At 69.7% G+C, this 21,376-nt stretch carries 18 protein-coding genes; 9 read left to right on the top strand and 9 right to left on the bottom strand.

The features are described from left to right. Nucleotides 1-41: 41 nt before the first annotated feature. From DEH84_RS14085 to glnE, 3 genes are all read right to left on the bottom strand, one after another. Entirely contained in the window at nt 42-1,034 is a 993-nt protein-coding gene (locus DEH84_RS14085; RefSeq protein WP_109037420.1) for an EpsD family peptidyl-prolyl cis-trans isomerase, read from the bottom strand. A gap of 122 nt (nt 1,035-1,156) precedes the next feature. Continuing rightward, nucleotides 1,157-1,807: a rhomboid family intramembrane serine protease gene (locus DEH84_RS14080; protein WP_109037419.1), complete on the bottom strand. Its 651-nt coding sequence runs from the start codon at nt 1,805-1,807 to the stop codon at nt 1,157-1,159. Nucleotides 1,808-1,810: 3 nt separating this feature from the next. After that, the gene (gene glnE / locus DEH84_RS14075) at nt 1,811-4,747 is read right to left on the bottom strand and encodes a bifunctional [glutamate--ammonia ligase]-adenylyl-L-tyrosine phosphorylase/[glutamate--ammonia-ligase] adenylyltransferase (protein WP_109037418.1); all 2,937 of its coding nucleotides are present in this window, start codon (nt 4,745-4,747) and stop codon (nt 1,811-1,813) included. Between the two features lie 126 nt (nt 4,748-4,873). Here glnE and DEH84_RS14070 point away from each other — a divergent pair, with 126 nt between their 5' ends. Both DEH84_RS14070 and DEH84_RS14065 read left to right on the top strand, forming a co-directional pair. Further along, a complete protein-coding gene (locus DEH84_RS14070; RefSeq protein WP_109037417.1) occupies nt 4,874-9,277 on the top strand; it encodes a YhdP family protein in 4,404 nt (1,467 codons plus the stop codon). Nucleotides 9,278-9,351: 74 nt separating this feature from the next. Continuing rightward, nucleotides 9,352-9,876: a TlpA family protein disulfide reductase gene (locus DEH84_RS14065; RefSeq protein ID WP_245932596.1), complete on the top strand. Its 525-nt coding sequence runs from the start codon at nt 9,352-9,354 to the stop codon at nt 9,874-9,876. A gap of 33 nt (nt 9,877-9,909) precedes the next feature. On the opposite strand, the gene DEH84_RS14060 is transcribed toward DEH84_RS14065, so the two are convergent. Next, nucleotides 9,910-11,103 (bottom strand): hypothetical protein, encoded by a 1,194-nt coding sequence (locus DEH84_RS14060; RefSeq protein WP_179950592.1) that lies wholly within the window; start codon nt 11,101-11,103, stop codon nt 9,910-9,912. A 99-nt stretch (nt 11,104-11,202) separates the two neighbouring features. Between DEH84_RS14060 and DEH84_RS14055 the strand changes: the two genes are divergently transcribed. The 5 genes from DEH84_RS14055 to DEH84_RS14035 all read left to right on the top strand — a co-directional run bounded on the left by DEH84_RS14055 (nt 11,203) and on the right by DEH84_RS14035 (nt 14,536). Beyond that, entirely contained in the window at nt 11,203-11,835 is a 633-nt protein-coding gene (locus DEH84_RS14055; RefSeq protein ID WP_109037416.1) for a hypothetical protein, read from the top strand. Between the two features lie 22 nt (nt 11,836-11,857). Next, nucleotides 11,858-12,316: a PTS sugar transporter subunit IIA gene (locus tag DEH84_RS14050; RefSeq protein ID WP_109037415.1), complete on the top strand. Its 459-nt coding sequence runs from the start codon at nt 11,858-11,860 to the stop codon at nt 12,314-12,316. Beyond that, nucleotides 12,285-12,554 (top strand): HPr family phosphocarrier protein, encoded by a 270-nt coding sequence (locus DEH84_RS14045; protein WP_109037414.1) that lies wholly within the window; start codon nt 12,285-12,287, stop codon nt 12,552-12,554. Before DEH84_RS14050 ends, DEH84_RS14045 begins: the two co-directional genes overlap by 32 nt. 192 nt (nt 12,555-12,746) lie before the next feature. Beyond that, nucleotides 12,747-13,832, top strand: coding sequence for a SphA family protein (locus DEH84_RS14040; RefSeq protein ID WP_109037413.1), 1,086 nt, complete (start codon nt 12,747-12,749; stop codon nt 13,830-13,832). Between the two features lie 38 nt (nt 13,833-13,870). Next, on the top strand, nt 13,871-14,536 hold the full coding sequence (locus DEH84_RS14035) for a chalcone isomerase family protein (protein ID WP_109037412.1): 666 nt from the start codon (nt 13,871-13,873) through the stop codon (nt 14,534-14,536). 10 nt (nt 14,537-14,546) lie between these two features. Here DEH84_RS14035 and DEH84_RS19315 read toward each other — a convergent pair whose 3' ends face one another. From DEH84_RS19315 to queC, 3 genes are read right to left on the bottom strand one after another with little or no spacing between them, the layout of a single operon-like run. After that, nucleotides 14,547-16,448 carry a M48 family metalloprotease gene (locus DEH84_RS19315; RefSeq protein ID WP_218929727.1) on the bottom strand — a complete coding sequence of 634 codons (1,902 nt, stop codon included), beginning with the start codon at nt 16,446-16,448 and terminating at the stop codon, nt 14,547-14,549. A gap of 11 nt (nt 16,449-16,459) precedes the next feature. Further along, entirely contained in the window at nt 16,460-17,053 is a 594-nt protein-coding gene (locus tag DEH84_RS14025) for a LemA family protein (protein WP_109037411.1), read from the bottom strand. A 27-nt stretch (nt 17,054-17,080) separates the two neighbouring features. Then, nucleotides 17,081-17,818: a 7-cyano-7-deazaguanine synthase QueC gene (queC, locus tag DEH84_RS14020; RefSeq protein ID WP_109037410.1), complete on the bottom strand. Its 738-nt coding sequence runs from the start codon at nt 17,816-17,818 to the stop codon at nt 17,081-17,083. Nucleotides 17,819-18,044: 226 nt separating this feature from the next. On the opposite strand from queC, the gene DEH84_RS14015 reads away from it, so the two are divergent. Then, a complete protein-coding gene (locus DEH84_RS14015) occupies nt 18,045-18,821 on the top strand; it encodes a ferredoxin--NADP reductase (RefSeq protein WP_109037409.1) in 777 nt (258 codons plus the stop codon). Between the two features lie 58 nt (nt 18,822-18,879). On the opposite strand, the gene DEH84_RS14010 is transcribed toward DEH84_RS14015, so the two are convergent. Further along, nucleotides 18,880-19,122, bottom strand: coding sequence for a DUF2061 domain-containing protein (locus DEH84_RS14010; RefSeq protein ID WP_109037408.1), 243 nt, complete (start codon nt 19,120-19,122; stop codon nt 18,880-18,882). Between the two features lie 210 nt (nt 19,123-19,332). Between DEH84_RS14010 and DEH84_RS14005 the strand changes: the two genes are divergently transcribed. Beyond that, on the top strand, nt 19,333-20,541 hold the full coding sequence (locus tag DEH84_RS14005) for an SMP-30/gluconolactonase/LRE family protein (protein ID WP_245932595.1): 1,209 nt from the start codon (nt 19,333-19,335) through the stop codon (nt 20,539-20,541). 35 nt (nt 20,542-20,576) lie between these two features. On the opposite strand, the gene DEH84_RS14000 is transcribed toward DEH84_RS14005, so the two are convergent. Continuing rightward, nucleotides 20,577-21,350 carry a sulfite exporter TauE/SafE family protein gene (locus DEH84_RS14000; RefSeq protein ID WP_109037407.1) on the bottom strand — a complete coding sequence of 258 codons (774 nt, stop codon included), beginning with the start codon at nt 21,348-21,350 and terminating at the stop codon, nt 20,577-20,579. Between the last annotated feature and the right edge of the window lie 26 nt (nt 21,351-21,376).

Raw genomic sequence — 21,376 nt, 5'->3', positions numbered from 1 at the left:
GGCACAGCGCGGGCTGTTTCGAGCCTAAGGGGTGGCCGGGCTCACTTGAGTCCGGACAGACCCTTGTTCATGGCGGTGGCGTCCAGGCCGCCCGGGGCAGCAGAGGCGGGGGTTTCGGCAGGCGCCGGGGCCGAAGCGGCGGCGACGGCGCCGCTGGCCGGCTTCTCGGCGAACTTGCCGATGTAGTCGACCTTGGCCGCGGTGCGCAGGTTCTTGATCTCGTTCTTGACGAATTCGCGACGGCGCTCGGTGGTCAGGAACTGCTCGATGGCCGGCTTGGCCTGATCGAAAGTGACCGGCTGCAGGCGGCTGGCCACCACGAGCATGGCCTTGAAGCCGTCCGGCGCAGTGACGTAGAGCGCCTCACCGTCGTTGACCTCGGCGAGCTTGTCGACGATGGCCAGCGGCAGGCCTTCGGCGGCCTGTGTGACCTGGTTGGCGGTGAACTTGACGCCGCTGGCCTTCAGCACCTCGACGAATTCCTGCTGGCCCTTGGTGGCCTTGAGCTTGGTCATCAGGGGCTCGGCCACGTCCTTCGCGGCGGGTACGGTGAACTCCTGGATCGCGTAGACCTTGCGCTGGGCAAACAGGGCGGGCTTGGTGTCGAAGTACTTGCGCACGTCTTCCGCCGAGGGCGCGCCGACGGCCGCGGCCGCCGCCTTCTCAAGGTAGGTTCGGGCGAGGATGTTGCGGCGGGCCGCGTCCAGCATCTGCACGACCTGCGGGTCACGGTCGAGCTTCTGCTCTTCGGCCTTGGCCACGGCCAGTTGCTGGTCGATCAGGCCTTCCAGAACCTGGCGGCTGGCGGACTCGGCCTGCTCGGGCTTGAGGCCTTGCTGGCGCTCGAGCACCTGGTTGATCTGGTGGACGGTGATCTCGGTGTCATTGACACGGGCGGCCGCCTGGCTGGCCTTGCCTTCGGGCTTGTTCTTGTCGCCGCAGCCCGCGGCAAGCGTGGCGGCCACGACGACGGGCAGCAGGGCCATCAGGCGGATCGAGCGTGAACGGGCAAGGACGGACTGGCGGGTTTGCATGGTCTTGCTGAATGGTATGTCGGTTGTATGGGGTGCCGGCAGGGTGACCTGCACCCCTTGCTGACCGGTTGGCCGGCACGAAGTTCCCGTGAAGGAGGCGGCCCCCGCTCAAATGAGGGCCATCAGCCGGCTGGTCGACCCCGCTGCGCACCCAGGCGGCACCACAGCGCGCCGGGCAGTGCGCACAACAGGCCCGCCACCGCGCCGCTGAGGTGCACCCAGGGGACCACGGTTATATCCGAGCCGGGTGGCTGGACAAGGCGGTGGGCGACGGGGTTTTCCATGATGAGCTTGGCAACGATCCCCAGGAGCGCCACAGCGGCCAGAGCCTTGGGAAAACGGGGGTGATTGGCCGCCAGGCTGTGCACGCACACCACGGCGACACCGGCATGGACCACCCCCGAGAGCCCGACGTAGTGCGCAATGGGCGATGGCTGCAGCAGCAGACCGAGTTGGGTGAGGGGCCACGCTGCCAGCAAGGCGAGGGCGGCCGCCCGGGGCAGGGCGGCCAGCCAGCCCATCCAGGCGAGCAGCGCGACCGCCCCCAGATTCTGGAGCCGATGCGCGGCGCTGCCATGCAGCCAGGCGGCCGTCCAGAAGGTGTGGAATGGCTGATCCACCCCTTGATCGGGGCGCAGGGTCAGCTGTTGAGCCAGCGCGGGCCACTGCGCCACGGGCTGATCGAGCGGCACGGGCGCGAGCAGCATCGCGGGCAACGCCAGCGCGGCACATGCCAGCAGCCAGCCGATGCGCCCGGGCCCGTGAGGCAGCACCGCTCAGGCGCCCGGTGGGGCCGGTGTGGGTTCGGTCGGAAAGGCGCTGGCCCACAGGGTGAGCACGGCCTGGCGATGCGGCTCGATGGCCACCAGGGCCTCGCCTTCCAGGCGGGTGGGCGACTCGTTCAGGCGCGCACGGTGCTGCAGGCGACGCAGCTCGCGATACGCCTTGCCGGCTGCCGCACCGGCGCCTGCCGGTAGCAGCCCGACGTCTTCCGCGTGCTGCAGCAGGGCGATGTTGCCGACGTTGTCGAGCAGACCCGCATGGCGGTGGCTGTGCGCCAGCACCAGGTACTGCACGGCGAACTCCACGTCGATCATGCCGCCCGGGCTGTGCTTCACGTCGAACTGACCGGCGGGGCAGGTGTGGGCGCTGCGCAGGCGTTCACGCATGGCCTGCACTTCGTCGCGCAGCGCGAGCGGGTCGCGCTCGGACGCCAGCACGTTGCGCCGCGTGGTCTCGAAACGCTCGGCCAGGGCGGCATCGCCGGCGCACCAGCGCGCGCGGGTCAGTGCCTGGTGCTCCCAGGTCCAGGCGGTGTTGCTGCCGCGCTGGCGCTGGTAGTCGTCGTACGAGTGGAAGGACGTGACCAGCAGGCCGGAGTTGCCGTTGGGCCGCAGTGCGGTGTCGATGTCGAACAGTTCACCCGCCGCGGTGCGCAGCGTGAGCCAGGTGATGAGCTTGCGCGCGAACAGCAGGTAGGCGTCGATGGCGCTGGGTGTGTCGGGGCCGGCGGAGGTGTCGACGTCGTCCTGGCTGTCGTCGTAGAGGAAGACGACATCGAGGTCGGACCCATAGCCCAGCTCCTTGCCGCCGAGCTTGCCGTAGGCGATGACGGCGAAGTGCGGCTCGTGGTTGACCGCCCATGCGCCCTGTTTGCCGGGGCGCTGCTGCAGGTGGCCCCAGGCCCACTGGATGGCGGTGGACACGGTGGCGTCGGCCAGGGCAGAAAGGTCGTCGGCTACCTGCTCGACGGTGATGAGGCCTTCGACGTCGCGCACCAGGGTGCGGAAGACTTCTGCATGGTGCGCGCGGCGCAGTGTGTCGAGCAGGGCCTCTTCATCGGCCTGGCCGGCGCGGGACCAGGCGCGGTGGCGGTCGGTCAGCTCCTGCTGGTAGGCCGCGGCGTCGAAGCGGCCGTCCATCAGGCGTGGGTCGGCCAGCTCGTCTATGACGCCGGGGTGGCGCAGCAGATAGCGCATCGGCCATTTGGCCAGGCCCAGCAGACGCAGGAGCCGGTTCTGCACCTCGGGCCGTTCGGCCAGCAGCGAGAGGTAGCTGTCGCGGCGCAGCAGCGGATTGAGCCAGTCGATGAAGTGCAGCACGGCGTCGGCGCCGAGCGGCGGCTGTCCGTCCTTGCCTTCACTGAGTGCTGTATGGGTGGCTCGCCCGATGAGCTTGGCCAGGCGCAGCTTGCCGGCATCGGGCAGCATGGCGACCTTGCCCTGCTGTGCGAAGTCGCGCACACGGCCTGCTATCGGTTCGGGCAGCTTGGCGATGAAATCGTCGCTGTCGACCGGCATCGGCGGGCCGCCACACGAGCGGCAGCCTTCGCCCGGGCTGGGGCTGCGGCCGTCGTGCAGCAGTGCGTCGAACTCATTGGCCACGAACTCGCGCACGCTGCACAGGGCTTCCAGCAGCTGGCAGGTGGCGCCCTGGCAATCGGCGTCGTCCGGGGGCGTGCACGGCGCCGAGGTGGGCGGCGTGGGCGTCAGGATCTTGCGGCCGGGCAGGCCCAGGCTGGTGGCGATCCAGGCCAGGTCGGCGTCGTTTGTTGGCAGCAGGTGGGTCTGCTGGTCGTCCAGATACTGGATGCGGTGCTCGACGCGGCGCAGGAAGACGTAAGCCTGCGCCAGCCAGTTGGCGGTGGCCTGCGGAATCAGCCCGCGGGCGCTGAGGCGCTGCAGGGCGCGCAGGGTACTGCGGGTGCGGATCTCGGGGAACTGGCCGCCGCGCACCACCTGCAGCAGCTGCACGGTGAACTCGATCTCGCGGATGCCCCCACGCGAGAGCTTGACGTCGTTGGCGCGCTCGGGGCGGCCGGCGGCGCGGCGGTTGGCCTCGTCGCGGATCTTGCGGTGCAGCTGACGCAGGCCTTCGAACACGCCGTAATCGAGGTAGCGGCGGAAGACGAAGGGGATGGTCAGGTCACGCAGGGCCAGGGCCCGGTCGTGGCGTTCACCGCCCGGCATGGCCGCACGCGGGGCCACGATGCGGCTCTTGAGCCAGGCAAAGCGCTCCCATTCGCGGCCTTGCACCAGGAAGTACTCCTCCAGCATCGCCATGCTGACCACGGGTGGGCCGGAGTTGCCGTTGGGGCGCAGCGCCAGGTCGACACGGAAGACGAAGCCGTCCTCGGTGGTGTCGCCGATCAATGTGGACAGCCGGCGGGCCACCTGTGCGAAGTACTCGTGCACGGTGATCCGGCCGGTGCCGTTGGGGGCGCCTGCGGTGTGGCCGTCTTCCTCGTACACGTAGATCAGGTCGATGTCGGACGAGACGTTCAGTTCGCGCCCGCCGAGCTTGCCCATGCCGACGACCCACATGTCGACGCGGCGACCCTGTCCGTCGAGCGGGGCCCCATGACGCACGTCGAGCTCGTCCTGCGCGGCCTGCAGCGCGATGTCGAGCGTGACCTCGGCCAGCTCCGTCATGGCCGCGGTGATGTCCACCATCGCGGCGCCCTGTTCGACATCGAGCGTGGCCAGACGCTCGAGCACCAGCTGCCGGCCGACCCGCAGGGCCGATGGCAGTTCTCGGCCCTGCGCGCGCAGCCGCTCGATCAGGGCGCGGATCTCGGCCGCGCGGGGGAGCCCCGGGTGGTGGGTGGCGAAGGCCTGCACCTCGTGCTCGTATCGGCGCCGGATGCGCTGAACGTAGCGGGCGTGGGCTGCGGGGGCGGCCGTGACGACGGCGTCGAAGGGGAATTCAAACATGGAACCTGGGGCGCCGCGGGAGGTCTGTGCTAGGGTATTCGGTTGTCGATCCCGGGGGCTTGAGCTGCGATGGTAGGTCAAGCGCGGCTGTTGCGCTGTAGGGGGATCGACTGAGATTGCCTGCCCATGTCCAAGCCCTTGTCCGAGCGTCCTGTTGAAGAAGGCGCTGTGCCTTCTGTCGATCCAGTGACGCCGGCGCCCCCTGAGGGGCGCATGCGCGGCCTGGGGCGCCACTTCGGCACGCTGGGACGCGCGGGCCTGGGTGGGGTGCGTTGGCTGGCCTGGGGGCTGCTGGGCGCATGTGGGGTGCTGGTGCTGGCCTGGGCGGCGCTGTTGTGGCTGATTCTGCCCCGCGCCGACCAGTGGCGCCTTGATGTGGCTGAACAAGCCACACGGGCGCTGGGGGTGCCCGTGCAGATTGGGCAGCTTCACGGCGAAGCACAAGGGCTGTGGCCCGTGCTGTCCCTGCGCGATGTGCGGCTGCTGGACCGGCAGGGACGGGTGGGCCTGCGCCTGCCCGAAGTGACCGCGCGCCTTTCGCCCCTGACGCTGTCGCCGCTGTCGCTGTGGCAGCGGCAGCTCGTGCTGGGGCGGCTCACGCTGTTGGCGCCCGAGCTCGCTGTGCGGCGGGACACCGAAGGCCGCTGGCATGTGGCGGGGCTGCAGATCGAGCCCTCGCGTGCGTCGGCCAGCGCGGACGGGGCCATGCTGGACTGGGTGATGAGCCAGTCGCGCATCGAAATCCGACAGGGTACGGTGCTGTGGCAGGACGAGCTGCGTGGGGGGGCGCCACTGGCCTTGCGCGAGGTGGAGCTGCGTTTGACGAACCGCCCCGGGCTGGGGCAGCGCCTGCACGACGTGCGGCTGCAGGCCACACCGCCGGCCGCGTTCGGGGAACGCATCGAGTTGCGCGGGCGCTTTCAGCAGCCTTTGTGGCTGACGGGCCCCGCGGCGGAGACCCGCGACGGTGCGCCGGGCTGGTGGCGGCAGGTGGCGCTGCGCACGACCCGGGCGGGCGACCTGGCCAGCTGGCGCGGTGAAGTCACGGCCAGCCTGCCCCGTGTGGATGTGCAGACCCTGCGCCAGCATGTGAGCCTGCCGGTGCAGGTGGCTGGCGGGCATGGGCGCATCATGGCGACGATGGGCGTGCGCTCGGGCCTGGTGACCTCGGTGAGCCTGGATGTCGATGTCGCGGCCGTGCAGGTGCAACTGGCCCGCGACACCGAGCCGCTGGCTTTTCGGCGCCTGCAGGGGCGGGTGGCGCTGGCCCATGAGACGCGGGTCACCCGTTTGACATGGACGGATCTTGCGTTTGAACTCGACGAGGGGCTGACGTGGCCCCGCAGCAGCGCGAGCCTGGAATGGCGGCATGCCCCCTGGCCCGCGGGGGGCGGGCTGACCGAACAGCTGTGGGCGCTGACTCAGGGCGGTGATGTCCGTGCCGATCGCCTGGACCTGGCGCTCTTGGCCCGCCTGGCCAATCGCCTGCCGCTGGCGGCGAGCGTGCGCACCCGCCTGGCAGACCTCGCGCCTCAAGGCGTGGTCGAGGACCTGCGTTGGCAGTGGGAAGGGCGCCCCGAGGCGCCGCAACGTTACACGGCGTCAGGGCGGGCGCGGGGGCTGGCCTGGGCGCCCGATGCGGCCTCCGGTCGGCCGGGCCTGGCGGGTGCCGATGTGACCGTCACGGCCAGCGAGCAGGGCGGTGAGGCCGATCTCAGCGTGGCCGGCGGATGGATGGCCTTCCCGGGGGTGTTCGAGTTGCCGGAGGTGCCGCTGGATCGCCTGCGCAGCCGCGTCACCTGGCGCATGCAGCCGGGGGCGTCGGGGCAGCCTGCGGGGTTCGAGTTGCGGGTGCGGGAGGCCGAGTTTGCCAACCCCGATGCGCGGGGGCGGCTGAGCGGGCGCTGGCAGACGGGCGACGGCGCAAAGCGCTTGCCCGGTCGGCTGCAGCTGGATGGCGAGCTGCAGCAGGCCCGCGCCGACCGGGTGTGGCGCTACCTGCCGCTGGAGATTCCGAAGGACGCGCGCGACTACGTGCAGCACGCGCTGCGTGAAGGCAAGGGCGAGCGCGTGGTCTTCGAGGTGCGCGGTGACCTGGATGCGTTTCCGTTCAAGGACGACCGCGGCGGCCGCTTCCGCGTGACGGTGCCGGTACGCCAGCTGCACCTTGACTACGTGCCTGCCGCCCTGGACGCAGGGCATTGGCCGGCGTTCACCGCACTGGATGGGGAGCTGCGTTTCGAGGGGCAGCGCATGCTGATCCGCGGTGCGCGCGGCCGCCTGGGCGGGCTCGGGTCGGGTGGGTTTCGCCTGCAGGAAGTGGAGGGCCGCATCGACGACCTCGGCGCGGACGAGCCCCATCTGACGATTCAGGGGCGCGGTGACGGTCCGCTGGACGACATGCTGCGCTTTCTGTCGGCATCGCCGGTGGGAGGCTGGACCGGTGACGTGATGAGCCAGTCACAGGCCACGGGCTCCGGCACGATGCAGCTGTCGCTGGACATCCCGCTGAACCACACGAGCGACACGCGGGTGCGCGGGCAGGTGCAACTGGCCGAGCGGGATGCCGCCAGCCTGCGGCTGATGCCCGGTCTGCCTACGTTCCAGGCCGTGCGCGGTCGCGTGACCTTCACCGAGCAGACGCTGCAGATCCAGGCGGAAACCCAGTTGTGGGGGCAGCCTTTTGTGGTGGAAGGGGGCGTGGACGCCACCGGCCAGACCCGCATTCAGGCGCGGGGCAGCATCAGCGGCGAGGGGCTTCGGCAGGCACACGAGTGGCCCGCGCTCAAGCGCCTGGGTCAGCACGCCCAGGGCGAGACCCCGGCTGCCGTGCTGGTGACCGTGCCCACGACAGGCCCCGGCCGCGGCCAACCCGAGGTGGTGGTGAGCTCGAGCCTGCAAGGGCTGGCTGTGCACTTGCCCGCCCCGTTGAACAAGCCTGCCAACGCGAGCTGGCCGTTGAAGGTGGTGCACCGTGCGGACGACCCCGACGGGCGCCACGACGCCATCGTGGTAGATCTCGGTGCGCCGGTGCCGCTGTCCGGTGGCGTGCCCTGGCTGCATGTGGACCTGCGTCGCGACGTGAGCCAGCCCCGCTCTACCGTGACGCGTGGGGTCATGAGCCTGGTGCAGGCGGGCGCCGGGCTGCCTGCCCTGCCGGCCATGCCGCCGCGCGGGATTGCCGCGCAGGCCTTCCTGGACACCGCGGACGTCGACGCGTGGCTGGCGGCCGCCACGGCCCCTGCCGCCCCCACGCATGCGCAGGGCGCCTTGCCGAGCGCCGTGGCGTACAAGGGCGGCGCCCATCACACGCCGCCCGATGCCGAGCTGGAGGATTACCTGCCCGACACGGTGACCCTGAAAGCCAATGCCCTCAGCTGGCAAGGCCGCACCCTGCGTGACCTGCAGGCGACCGTGGCCCATCCCGATGATGGCCTGTGGCGCGTGCAGCTCAACGCGCAGCAGGCGGCCGGGCAGCTGGAATGGCTGAGCGATCCGGCCTCGCCCAGCGGCGCCTTGCGCGCAGGCCGGCTGGTGGCGCGGCTGTCGCGCCTGTCTGTGCCGGCGTCCGAGGCCCGCGCCCTGACCGAGCGCGCCACTGCCCGACTTCAGCAACGTGAATCAACCTCGGTGCCTGCGCTCGACGTGGTCATCGACGATTTCGAGTGGCGTGGCATTCCCCTGGGGCGCATCGAGGTGCAGGCCGTCAACCGGCCATCGACACAGCCTGGGCGCACCGGCCTGCCGGAGTGGCGGCTTGACACCTTCCGCATCAGCAACGCCGATGCCGAGTTGCGCGCCAGCGGACAGTGGACCGCGCCGGAAAGCGGCCGGACCCGCTCGGCCTTCGGTTTCCAGCTCGACCTGGCCAACAGCGGCACCTTGCTGGCCCGCCTGGGCCTGCCGCAGACGCTCAAGGGCGGCCGCGGCACGCTGAGCGGGCAGATCAGCTGGGCCGGGTCACCGCTGGAGCCCGATCCCGCCAGCATGAGCGGCGACGTCGCGGTGCAGATCGCCGAAGGACGGTTCCTGAAGGCCGACCCCGGGATGGCAAAGTTGCTGGGCGTGCTGAGCCTGCAGTCCCTGCCGCGGCGGCTCACCCTCGATTTTCGCGATGTCTTCCAGCAAGGCTTCGGCTTCGACCGCATCGATGGGCAGGTCACCATCGACCAGGGCGTGGCGCGCACCCGGGCCCTGCGCATGCGCGGCGTGCAGGCGCTGGTGCTGATGGACGGGCAGGCCGATCTGGCCCGTGAAACGCAGGATCTGCATGTGTATGTGCTGCCCGACCTCAATGCCGGCGGGGCCTCGCTCGCTTATGCCGCAATCAACCCGGTGGTGGGGCTGGGCACCTTTCTCGCCCAGGTGTTGCTGCGCAAGCAGGTCAGCGAGGCCAGCGCCCAGGCCTTCCGGATCACGGGCAGCTGGGCGCAGCCCCAGGTCGAGAAGGTCCGGTTCGAGCCGGATGCCGCCGAGGCCGCAGGCGAGGTCCAGCCTGCGGCGCCCCCTGCGCCGCGTAAGCCCTCCTGAGCGCCGGCCCGGCGAACGCGCCACAATGTGGGGCATGGCAAGGGCCGAGTGTGGCCTTTTCAAGGTGTGATCCGATGATGCTCAAGCTGTCTGTCCGTCGTCGCCAGGTGCTGGCGCTGGGTTCCGTGGTGGCCCTGTCGCCCTGGCTGGGTGCCTGTGGCGAGGACGCCCGTTCCAAACTGCCCGAGTTGCCTTTCACCGAGCTTGACGGCTCCCGTCACCAGCTGACCGACCTGAAGGGCCGCGTGGCGCTGGTGAACTTCTGGGCCACCAGCTGCAGCACCTGCGTGAAGGAAATGCCGGAGCTGGTCGCCACCCACCAGCGCTTCAAGGACCGCGGGATGGAAACGCTCGCGGTGGCCATGGAATACGACCCGCCGGCGTACGTGACGCAGTTCGTGCAGAGCCGCAAGCTGCCTTTCCGTGTCGCGATCGACCATGACGGCCGCCTCGCTGCGGGATTCGGGCCGGTGCAGTTCACGCCCACCACTTTTGTCATCAACCGCCGCGGCGAAGTCGTGAAACGCTACGTGGGCGAGCCGGACTTCGCGGCGTTGCACCAGCTCATCGACAAGCTGCTGGCCGAACCAGTGGCCTGACGCCAGCGGGGGCCGCGCACGCAGCGGCCCCGGTCACATGATGCGCGAGAGCTCGAACACCAGCGCCGAGGGCAGGTTGCTGGCGATGCCGTCGGCGCCGATGCGGGCCATGCCCGTGCCTGACAGGGTGGAAGCCTCGAAGCTCTGGCCTTGTTCCGCCACCTCGATGAACACGAACTCCGGCACTTCCTGACGGATGCTGGCCACCAGTTCGTCGAACGCCCGCCCGCGCAGCAGGCCTTCGAACACGATCGCATGCGGCAGGCCTTCATCGCAGAAGGCGCGGGCTTCACGCACCGAGCCGACGAAATCCATCACCAGGCCCATGTCGCGGCTGGCCTCCCGGATCTGCACGCGCAGATCGCGTCGGCTGGCCACCACCAGCACGTGGCTGCCAGCCAGCGGCTTGGAGTTGACCGAGGTCGAGAAGCCGTGATACTGGTCGTCGTCGTCCAGCTGCGGCATGACGGCATTGACCGTCCTGGGGAATTCAAGCGTCAGCACCGCGTGCGTGGCGTCGATCTGCCGATCGATGAGCAGTGCCATGCTGCGGGCCGTCTGGTCGAGCAGGTGCCAGTGCATGGTGTCGAGCCGGTGCTGCAGCAACTCGGGCGACGGCGGCCGGGCCTCGTCGAGCGGGCGGTGCTGCAGACGCGCCTGGAGCCGCGCGCGGGCAGGCCAGTCTCGCTGGTCGATCCGCAACTCGACCACGCCATGAGCAGCCTCGAGCAGCCAGTCGATCAGGGCGTTGAGCAGCGAGAACAGCATCGACGCGTCGGTGAGGACCTCCAGCGGCAGCAGGGACTGCGAGAGCTGGATGCCACGCGCCTGCAGCTCGCGCGTGCGGTAGGCCAGCGTGCTCTGCACCGTGTGCGTGAGGTGCACGCGCTCCGGAGACTGGCGCACCCGGCCCGAGGCCAGGCGTGCAATCTGCTGGCACCAGATGCCGGCCTGACGGGCCCGATCGACCTCGGCCCGCAGCGCGCGCAACCCCAGCCGGTCGATGCGGCCGGTGGTGGTGAGGGTCGTGACCCGCTCAAGCGCGGCCGTCAGGGGCTCTGCCAGTTCGCGGCCGACCTGTGCCACCAGCTCGTGCCAGCGGTCCAGCTCGGCATCGGTGGCGGCATCGTTCTCAGGGGGCGGGGCAGGCTCTCGGGCACCACCGGCGTCGACGCCAAGGCCGCGCAGGAGATCGGACAGCGGCGAGTGATGGGGCGTGGAGGGCATGCAGACAAACGGGGGGCAGGGGCCCAGTGTTCGGCGGCAGCCCCCTGCTGTCCATCCCACGCATGGGTGAGGGTGAGCGCACATCCTGATAATGGCGACATGACTGACACCGAGACGTCCCTGCGTGGGCCTCTGTTGCGACGGCTTGGCGTGACCAGCCTGTTGATGAGCGCCCTGTGGCTCACAGCGTGTGCACCGGCGCTGGACTGGCGTGAGATGCGCCCGCCCGAGGCAGACGGGCTCGTGGCCCGGTTTCCGTGCAAGCCCGACACCGCCAGCCGGATGGTGCCGGTTCCCGGCCTTGGTGGCCCGCAGCGCGTGCAGATGCTGGTGTGCCAGCACGAGGGCACGAGCTGGTCGCTGGCCTACCTGCGCGTGGCGGACGTGCGCCAGGTGGGCGTGGCCATGGAGGGACTGCAGCAGGCGTTGCGCGAGAACGTGCAGGCGGCCGCGGTGCTGGTCGCGCCCGACCGGCGAGCCACCGAGGCGGCGCCGACCCCCGTCGCGGTGCCCCGCATGACGCCGCAGCCGGCGGCCCGGGGGCTGGCGTTCGTCACCGAGCGGCCCGACGGGCTGGGTCGCCCCATGCCCATGCGGGTGAATGCGTGGCATTTCGCCCACGGCCTGACGGTGTTCCAGGCCACGGTCTGGCAGCCGGCCGAGCGTCCGGCGCTCGAAAGCGGGGAGGATGTGGCAACCACCTTCCTGCGCGGCTTTCAATTTCCTGAATGAGCGCCCGATAATCCCAGTCTGTATGCCCGGCCTGTTCATCATCGCGCACGCGCCCCTTGCCTCCGCCCTCAAGCTGGCGGCGGCGCATTGCTTTCCGGAAGCGGCGCAGACCCTGCAGGTTCTGGACGTACAACCCAACATGCCGCCCGACGAGACGGAAGCCCAGGCGCGGCTGCTGCTCGCCGATGCGATTGCCTCCGATGCGCGCGGCGAGGCACTGATCCTCACCGACGTGTTCGGGGCCACGCCGTGCAACACGGTGCAGCGCCTGGCCGATGGCGTGCGGGTGAAAGTGATCACGGGCGCCAATGTTCCGATGCTGTGGCGCGCGCTGAACTACTCGGCCGAGCCCCTTGATACCCTGATCACGCGCGCAGTGGCCGGGGGCACGCAGGGCGTGATGCAGATCGCCACCAGCCGCCCGCACAACCAGGTCACACAGCCCACACATGATCAAGACCACCGTCACCATCAGCAATAAGCTCGGCCTGCACGCGCGGGCCTCGGCCAAGCTCACCAAGCTGGCCAGCAGTTTCCCCTGCGATGTGTTCATGAGCCGCAACGACCGGCGCGTGAACGCCAAGAGCATCATGGGTGTGATGATGCTGGCCGCGGGGCTGGGCAGCTCGGTGGAGCTGGAGTGCCATGGCGACCGCGAGGACGATGCCATGAAGGCGCTGGTCGCGCTGATCAACGACAAGTTCGGCGAAGGCGAGTGATGCACCGGGGGTAGTTCCTCCCCCCTGACTGCATGTCACGGCTCGCGGATCGTGACATTTTGGGTTTTCTGATGTGGTTCGATGGCGACACAGATGCGCCAGAATCGGCCCGCCCTCGGCAAAGTAGGTTGACCGGACAGCGTGCGCGCTGAGCGGTACGCCGAAGTACACGGAAAGCAAGAAGGATTCGCGATGGACCGCCACAGCAAGCAGTTTGGATTCAATGTTGCCGCGCCTTTCCGCGCGGCCACCCTGGCGATGGCCCTGGCGGCAGCCACCTCCGCGCAGGCGGCGGACAACGGGCTGCAGCGTTACTCGCCGGGCGTGGGCGGCAGCGACATGAGCTCGCCCGTCGTGCCGGGCTGGTACGGACAGGTGGCGCTGGTGTCGTACCACGCGAGCAAGCTCAAGGGGAATGATGGCGAAGCGGCGCGCGCTGCGCTGCCGACCAACGCCGCGGTGACCTACCAGGCCGACATCCATGCCGACGCTCGTGCGGCTTTGACCCGCCTGACCTACATCAGCACCGAGCGCATCTGGGGCGGCAACCTGGGCTTCACGGTCATGATCCCGCTGGTGCAGCGCAAGGCCGATCTGTCGGTGTCGAACTTCAACTTCCCGACGGGTACGCCAGGGCCGATTCGCGCAGGTACCATCGAGCAGGTTGCCAGAACAGCCAATGCCCAGGACAGCAAGTCGACCGGCATCGGCGACATCGAACTCTCGCCCGTGATCCACTGGGAGATCGGCGACCACCAGTCGGCTTCGTTTGCGCCCACCATCGTGGTGCCCACCGGCGACTACGACGCCACCCGCCGCGCCAACGCGGGCTACGGCAACTTCTTCACCTTCCGCCCGTCCTTCCAGTATGCCTTCATCGGCGACGGGTGGGACCTGGCCGCCCGCACGGTGCTGTCGTTCAACACGCGCAACAAGGACAACGGCTACTTCTCGGGCCACATGTTCAACCTCGACTGGCAGGCCATGGCCTTTGTCTCGGACGACGTGCGCGTGGGGGTGCAGGGCTATTTCGTGCGGCAGCTGACCGGTGACACGCAGAAACTCGACGGCTTCAGCGTGGCGCGACAAACCGCCCTGGGTGGCTACAAGCCCCTGGTCGACGGCAACAAGGCCAGCGTCAACGCCGCGGGCCCGGCCATCGCCTGGATCCGCAACGGCGGCGAGTTCATGCTCGAAGGCAAGCTGCTGCAGGAGTTCAACGCGCGCAACCGCACGGAAGGCCAGTCCCTCTGGGTGACTCTGTCCAAGCCGCTGTGAACCCTTCTTCAACCGTCTGCAGCCCGGAGGTAAGGGACATGCAAGAGGATCGACTGACAGAGGGGTCGCTGGATCTGCGCCGTCGGCAACTGCTGGCGGGCGCGGCAGGCGCGGCCCTCATGCCGTGGGTTCCGTCTGCGCAGGCAGCGGGCTACGAGCTGGAAGGCGTGGAACTGCCCGAGACCGTGACGGCGCACGGGCAGAGGCTGGTACTCAATGGCGCCGGCGTGCGCAAACGGGGCTATTACAAGGCCGATGTGACCGCGCTGTACCTGCCCGAAAAGCGCACCACCCCCGAGCCCATCTACCGGCTCAATGGCGTGCGCCGCATCCAGCTCAACATCCTGCGCGAGTTCACCTCGTCCACCATTTCCCGGATCTTCATCGCCGACTTCAAGCAGGCGGCCACGCCCGAGGAGTTCAAGCGGCTGATCTCGGTGGTGGGGCAGATCGGGGCGGTCTACGCCAACGTGAAGCGCGTGGTCAAGGGCGATGTGGTCAACCTCGACTGGGTGCCGGGCACCGGGTGGATGGCTTTTCACAACAACCGGCCGCTGCAGATCGAGGGCGAACCCATCTCGGCCATCAACAACGAACTGGCCTACCAGATCTACCTGCGCATGTACATCGGCGAGGCCGCGCCCGAAGAGCTGCGCAATGCGCTGCTGGGCCTGACCAGGCTGCCGCGCGCTGGCGAGGCCTGACGCGCCGGGCTCAGGCGCGCGGGTAGTGCGCCGAGAGCATGGGGGGCAGGGGGGCGTCGATCAGCCCGGCCACCAGCCGCAGCGCGTCGGCGGTGGCGTCGCTCATGACGCCGTTGGGGCTGTGGTTCACAGCCTCTTCGACCCAGGCCTTGACCAGCAGCGGGCGCAGCATCCATGACAGCTCCTGCACGGTGGTGAGGGCCAGCATCAGGCCGTCGGCGTCGGGTGGCGGCGCGGCAGTGATGTCGGGCAGGCCGGTGCGCCGCCCGATGCCGCTCAGCCAGGCCTCGGCCGCCGCGGCGCGCTGAGGTCGGGAAGTTTCTCCGCCCGCTGGAACGGTTTCCGGTTCAGGCAGCATGCGCGCCAGATAAGCAGACAGGGCCGCGACGGCCTGCAACGCGTCCGGCGGGAGCTCGCCCAGATCCTGACCCTGCCCGGTGACCGGGCGCAGCATGGGCGCTTCACGCTGGGCGTCGTTGAGGCGATGCCGCAGGCTCAGCCACCACAGGCGATCCCGCGGGCTCACACGGCCGTCGGCGCGCAGCAGGTCGCGGCCTGCTTCCACCACGGCGCGCCGCTGTGCGACCGGATCACGGGCCATCTGCGCTGTGAGTCGCTCGAACTCGGGCACCCGCCGTGGCGGCTGGAGGGCCATGACGTCCCGGAGGATGCGCTCTGCATGGGGCAGGCCTTCGGCCTGTTGGCGCCACAGTTTGTGCTCGCGTGCGTTGGCCGGGTCCATCATCAGGGCCAGCACCGCCAGGCGTTGCTCGGTGGGGCCGCCCAGGCGCTGCAAGCGGTCCAGCGCGTCGCGATCGTCTGGCGTCGCCAGCGCCAGGCCGTGCACATCGGCGGGCACCGGGTTGGCGGGGGCGGCGGCCATCGTGGCGCCGGGCGGGTTAATCGGCCGCGTGCGCCGGGGCTCGGCATCGGCGCGCACGGCGGTGGCCGGCATCGGCGGCAGTACGCGGCCGTGCAGGCGCCGGATCCGCTCCGAGAGGCGCGGGTGCGTCGCCAGGCAGCCGCCCGCCGGCTGGTGCATCAGCATGCTGGCCACCAGTCCGGCGGCCGGGTGGTGCAGCCGGGCTGCGTGCGCCTGCTGGTCGTGCCAGACCTTGCGCAGCACCTGGCCGATGCCGTCGCGCGAACGGGTGAACTGCACGGCGCTGGCATCGGCATGGAACTCGCGCTGTCGCGAAACGGCGGCCTGCAGCGCGCGCCCAGCCAGCCAGCCCAGCCAGCCCACGATCGCGAGCAGCGCGCCGACCATCCAGGCCATCGGGCTGACGCGGCCATCCTCGCCGGTGTCCATCAGCGAGCGGCCGAAGCCATGCACCAGTGACAGACCCCAGACGAGCGCCAGCAGGCGCATCGACAACGGCAGGTCACCGGCGCGGATGTGGCCGAACTCGTGCGCCACGAGGCCTTGCAGTTCGGCACGGTCCAGGCGCTCGAGCGCCCCGCGGGTCACGCACAGGGCGGTGTCGCCCGCGTCCCAGCCGGCCACGAAGGCGTTGAGGCTGTCCTCGCGCGGCAGCAGGTAGACGCGCGGCACGGGCTGACCACTGGCCAGCGCCATTTCGTCGACCACGTTGAGCAGGCGGCGCTGCAGGGCGTCTGCGGGCTCGGTGAGCTCGCGGCCACCCAGCCAGTGGGCCACGCGGGGGCCACCCCCTTCGCGCAGCCGCCGGGTCTCGAAGAAGCAGCCGCCCAGCACGAACAGGGCGACCACGGCGGTGTTGGTCTCGAAGAAGAGGGCGGGGTAGCCTTCGCCGAAGGGTGAGGTCAGTCGCCACAGCCCGGCCAGCAGTCCGTTGACCGCGAGCACCAGGCCCAACAGCATCACGGCAAACCACGCATACAGCTGCAGGCTGCGGTGGTCGGCGGCTTCCTGGTGGCGGCGAAACAGCATGGGCCCGGCCGTCAGAGTCGCACGGTGACGGGCGCGCGCTCGGCCTCACTCTGGGTGGACTGCAGCATCTCGGCGGTCTTGAAGCCGAACAGTCCGGCGATCAGGTTCGCCGGAAACTGGTGCGCGGCATTGTTGTAGTCCAGCGTGGCGTCGTTGAAGAGCTGGCGCGAGAAGGCCACCTTGTTTTCGGTGTGCGTGAGCTCCTCGCGCAGATCCTGGAGTTGCTGGTCGGCCTTGAGCTCGGGGTAGGCCTCGACCACGGCCATGAAGCGGCCGAGCGCCCCGGCCAGCGCGCCCTCGGCGAGGTTCAGGCTCTTGATCGGGCCCGGCTGGTTGGGCTGGGCCTTGACGAGGTCGGTGGCGGCCACGACCTGGGCGCGCGCGGCGGTCACGCGCTCCAGCGTGTCGCGCTCGTGCTGCAGGTAGGCGCGGGCCGTCTCGACGAGATTGGGGATGAGGTCGTGGCGGCGCTTGAGCTGCACGTCGATCTGGGCGAACGCATTGGCGATCTCGTTGCGCAGGCGGATGAGCCGGTTGTAGGCGCCGACGGCCCAGAACAGCACGATGGCGCCGAGCGCCAGCAGGATCACATCAGAAACAGACATGGCGTGGGACAGCAGGTCAGTCGGGGATCAGTCGGCCGGTGTGGCGCGGTTCAGCCACTCGGTGTGGCCCTGGGCGCGCAGCTCGCACGCCGGGCAGCGGCCGCAGCCATAGCCCCAAGGGTGGCGCTGCTGGCGCTCCCCCAGGTAGCAGGTGTGCGTGTGCTCGGCAATCAGCGCGTTGAGCGCCTCGCCGCCGAGCTGGTCGGCCAGGGCCCAGGTCTGGGCCTTGGTGAGCCACATCAGCGGGGTCTCGATGACCATGGGGGTGTCCAGGCCGAGGCTGATCGCCACCTGCATGGCCTTGAGCGTGTTGTCGCGACAGTCGGGGTAGCCCGAGAAATCCGTCTCGCACATGCCGCCCACCAGCACCGAGGCACCGCGCCGGTAGGCCAGGGCGGCTGCGAAGTTGAGGAACAGCAGGTTGCGGCCCGGCACGAAGGTGTTGGGCAGCCCGTTGGCCTGCATCTCGATCGCGCGGGTTTCGGTCAAGGCCGTGTCGGACAGCTGGCCGAGCAGGCGCAGGTCGAGCAGGTGGTCCATGCCGAGGCGGCTGGCCCAGCCCGGGAAGTGGGTGGTGAGCTCGCTGCGCACGCGGTTGCGGCAGTACAGCTCGACGCGGTGGCGCTGGCCGTAGTCGAAACCGATGGTCTCGACGTGGCGGTAGCGGGACAGCGCCCACGCCAGGCAGACAGTCGAGTCCTGGCCTCCGGAAAACACGACGAGGGCGGTGCGGGGATCGAGGTCGGACGGGTTGAGCGGGCTCATGCGGTGACAGACAACAGGGGCGAACAAGCGGGGCGACGGGCAGCCGGCATGCTGTGATGCAGCATAGCGCAAGCCGCGTCAAATGCCCCGGGACACGGGGGCGCGCCGCCGTGCGTGGCGAAGCGTCCGGTTTCTGGGCGACAATACAGGGTTTTCCTGAGCGCGCAAGCCGTGCTCAGCGTCCCATCTGCCGAGCGTTTTCGCCGCGCTTTTCTTGCCCAGCATCATGGCCGCGTTCAACGAAGAAACCGTCACCTCCGTCCACCACTGGAACGACACGCTGTTCAGCTTCCGGACCACGCGCGACCCGTCGCTGCGTTTCTCCAGCGGCCACTTCGTGATGATCGGCCTGATGGTCGACGGCAAGCCGCTGATGCGCGCCTACTCGGTGGCCAGCGCCAACTACGAAGAGCACCTCGAGTTCCTGTCGATCAAGGTGCAGGACGGCCCGCTGACCTCGCGTCTGCAGAAGATCCAGCCGGGCGACAAGATCCTGGTGGGTCGCAAGGCTGTGGGCACACTGGTCGTCGATGACCTGACCCCCGCCAAGAACCTGTACCTGTTCGGCACCGGCACCGGCCTGGCGCCGTTCATGAGCATCATCCAGGACCCGTACACCTACGAGAAGTTCGAGAAGGTGGTGCTGGTGCACGGCGTGCGCTATGTGAGCGAGCTGGCGTACCACGATTTCATCAGCAAGGAACTGCCGCAGCACGAACTGCTGGGCGAGCTGATCCAGGAAAAGCTGATCTATTACCCGCTGGTCACGCGTGAGCCCTTCCGCAATCAAGGCCGCCTGACCGACCAGATTCTGAACGGCGAGCTGGCCAAGGGCGTGGGCCTGCCCCAGATGAGCCCCGAGAACGACCGCGCGATGATGTGCGGCAGCCCCTCGATGCTGCGGGACCTGTGCAAGATCCTCGACGACGCCGGCTTCAAGGTGTCAGAGTCGCAGGGTGTGCCGGGCGACTATGTGATCGAGCGCGCCTTCGTCGAGAAGTGAGGCGCCGGGGGCTCGCCCCCGATCCCGCCGTGAAGGGCGCCCGTAGGGCGCCCTTTTTTCATGCCTGTCTGGCCTGCGTGTCGGGCATCCGGGCGATCGGGCGAAGGCGGGCCAGCTGCTGGCGCACACGGCGGGCCACCGGGTGATCCCAGTACTTGTCGAAGAAGTAGTGCATCACGGTGTTGACCAGGGGCTCGACGAAAGTCACGACACCGGCGATGGTGATGCTGCCGGTCAGCGCATAGGTCACGGTGAACGAGGTCATCACGTGCATCACGCCGAATGTTGCGGTCTTGGCCATGGGGTACTCCTGGAGGCGATGCGTTTGAGAATGGTTCTCATTTTCCGGGCGCTCCGGCCGCGGGTCCAGTCGGGTGATTGGATCGCGCCGATAGGGGGCGTCAATCGCGTCGCGCCGGCGCCCCATCCGGTCAGGGGGACGCGGGTGATTCCGCACGGGGCCGTGTGGGGCGGTCGGCGACACTGCGGCCTTCCCGGAGGTTCTGACACGATGATTTCCACTCCACCCGCGCGCCAGCGTGGCCGCCTCATGGTGCTGGCCAGCTGGGCCACCCCTGTCATGGCCCTGGTGGCCTACCTGGCCTTCTGGCCGGTGCCGATCCAGCCCCGCGCATGGCAGCCGCCTGCCGACGCGGGCCACACCGGCGCCCATGCCGCCAACACCCGCTTGGCGGGCCTGCAGACCTGGTCGCTGGCCGAAGGGCAACACGGACCCGAGCACATCCTCGCCACGGCGGATGCGCTCTACACCGGGCTGGACAACGGCGACGTGCTGAAGCTGTCGCTCGACGGCCGCACACAGGAGCGGGTGGCGAACACCGGCGGGCGCCCGCTGGGCCTTGACATCGATGCACAAGGCCGCCTGCTGGTGGCCGATGCCATGCGGGGCCTGCTGCGCGTGTCGGGCAGCGGCCCGCAGGCCCAGGTCGAGACCCTGCTCGACCGGGTTCAGCACCCCGGCCCGGACGACCCGGTGCGCTATGCCGATGCGGTGAAGGTCGACGCCCGGGGCACGATCTGGCTGACCGATGCCTCGCGGCGCTTCGGTGCCAAGGCGGTGGGAAGCACCTTCGAGGCGAGCGTGCTCGACATCCTGGAGCACAGCTGCAGTGGCCGTCTGATCGCGTTCGATCCGACCCTGGGTGTGGCGCGCGTGGCGCTGCAAGGGCTGTGTTTCCCCAATGGGCTGGCGTTCTCGCGCGACGGGCGAAGCCTGTTCCTGTCGGAGACCGGCACCTACCGCATCCTGAAGGTGGACCTGGCCAAGCTGTCGCTCGTGCGGACGGGGGCCGGCGACAACGGCGTGCCGACGCTGGATGACGCGCTGCGCCAGCAGGCTGCGACGGTGCTGATCGACAACCTCCCCGGCTTTCCCGACAACCTGACCGCGGGCGAAGGCGGGCGCATCTGGGTGGGCCTGACCAAACCGCGCAGCCCGGTGATCGACCGGGGCGGCGCGCAGCCGTGGATCCCGAGCCTGGTCCTGCGGTTGCCGCGCGCGATGTGGCCCGTGCCCAAGCCGTATGGGCATGTGCTGGCGTTCGACGAGCAGGGCCGCATCGTGGACGACCTGCAGGACCCCGAGGGCGGCTATCCGGAGACCACGGCGGCGACCGAGGCCGGCGGGCGCCTGTTTGTGCAGAGCCTGCACGCGGGCGCGATCGGATGGATGCCGTACAGCGGGCCGGCCGCGCGTTGACGGCGGCGTGCTGGCTCAGTGTGTGAGCCAGTGGCTCAGCGCATCCAGGCGTCGAAGCCGGTCTTGCAGATGAGCGCTCCGACCACCACCAGGAAGGCCACCCGCACGAAGCCGGCACCGTGGCGCAGCGCCAGCCGGGTGCCGATGCTGCTGCCCAGCACGTTGGCCGCGGCCATCGGCAGCGCCAGGGCCCACACCACGTGCCCGTGCGGGATGAACCAGGCCAGCGCCGCCGCGTTCGTGGCGAAGTTCAGGCGCTTGGCAGCCGCACTGGCATGAAGAAAGTCCCAGCCCAGTGCGCGCACCAGCGCGAACACGAAGAAGCTGCCGGTGCCCGGACCGAACACGCCGTCGTAAAAACCGATGACACCGCCGATGGCTGTGGCGATCAGCGCCTCGGTGCGGGCCGACCAGTGTGGCAGGTGGGTGTGGCCCAGGTCCTTGCGCCACAGGGTGTAGCCCCACACGGCGGCCAGCACCACGGGCAGCGCCGCGCGGAAGCGGTCGGCTGGCACGCGCGTGGCGAGCCAGGCGCCCACGACGCTGCCCAGCACGGTGGCCACCAGCGCGCCCATCAGGCGGGCCGAAGGCAGCTTCACACGCTGCGCGTACTGCCAGGCTGACCATGCCGTCCCCCAGATGGATGCGGCCTTGTTCGTGCCCAGCAGCGTGGCCGGCACGGCCTGCGGGAACAGCCCGAACAGCGAGGGCACCATGATCAGCCCCCCGCCGCCCACGATGGCGTCGACCAGGCCGGCGGCGGTGGAGGCGAGCACCATGAGGGCGATGTTGAGCGGGGTCAGGTCCATGAGGCAGACAAGAAACGGGCGCCGGG

This window comes from Aquabacterium olei (genome assembly GCF_003100395.1).
Classification (GTDB): Bacteria; Pseudomonadota; Gammaproteobacteria; order Burkholderiales; family Burkholderiaceae_C; genus Aquabacterium; species Aquabacterium olei.
Note: the sequence above shows the minus strand (reverse complement) of the source record. Positions and strands in the feature narration are given on the sequence as shown.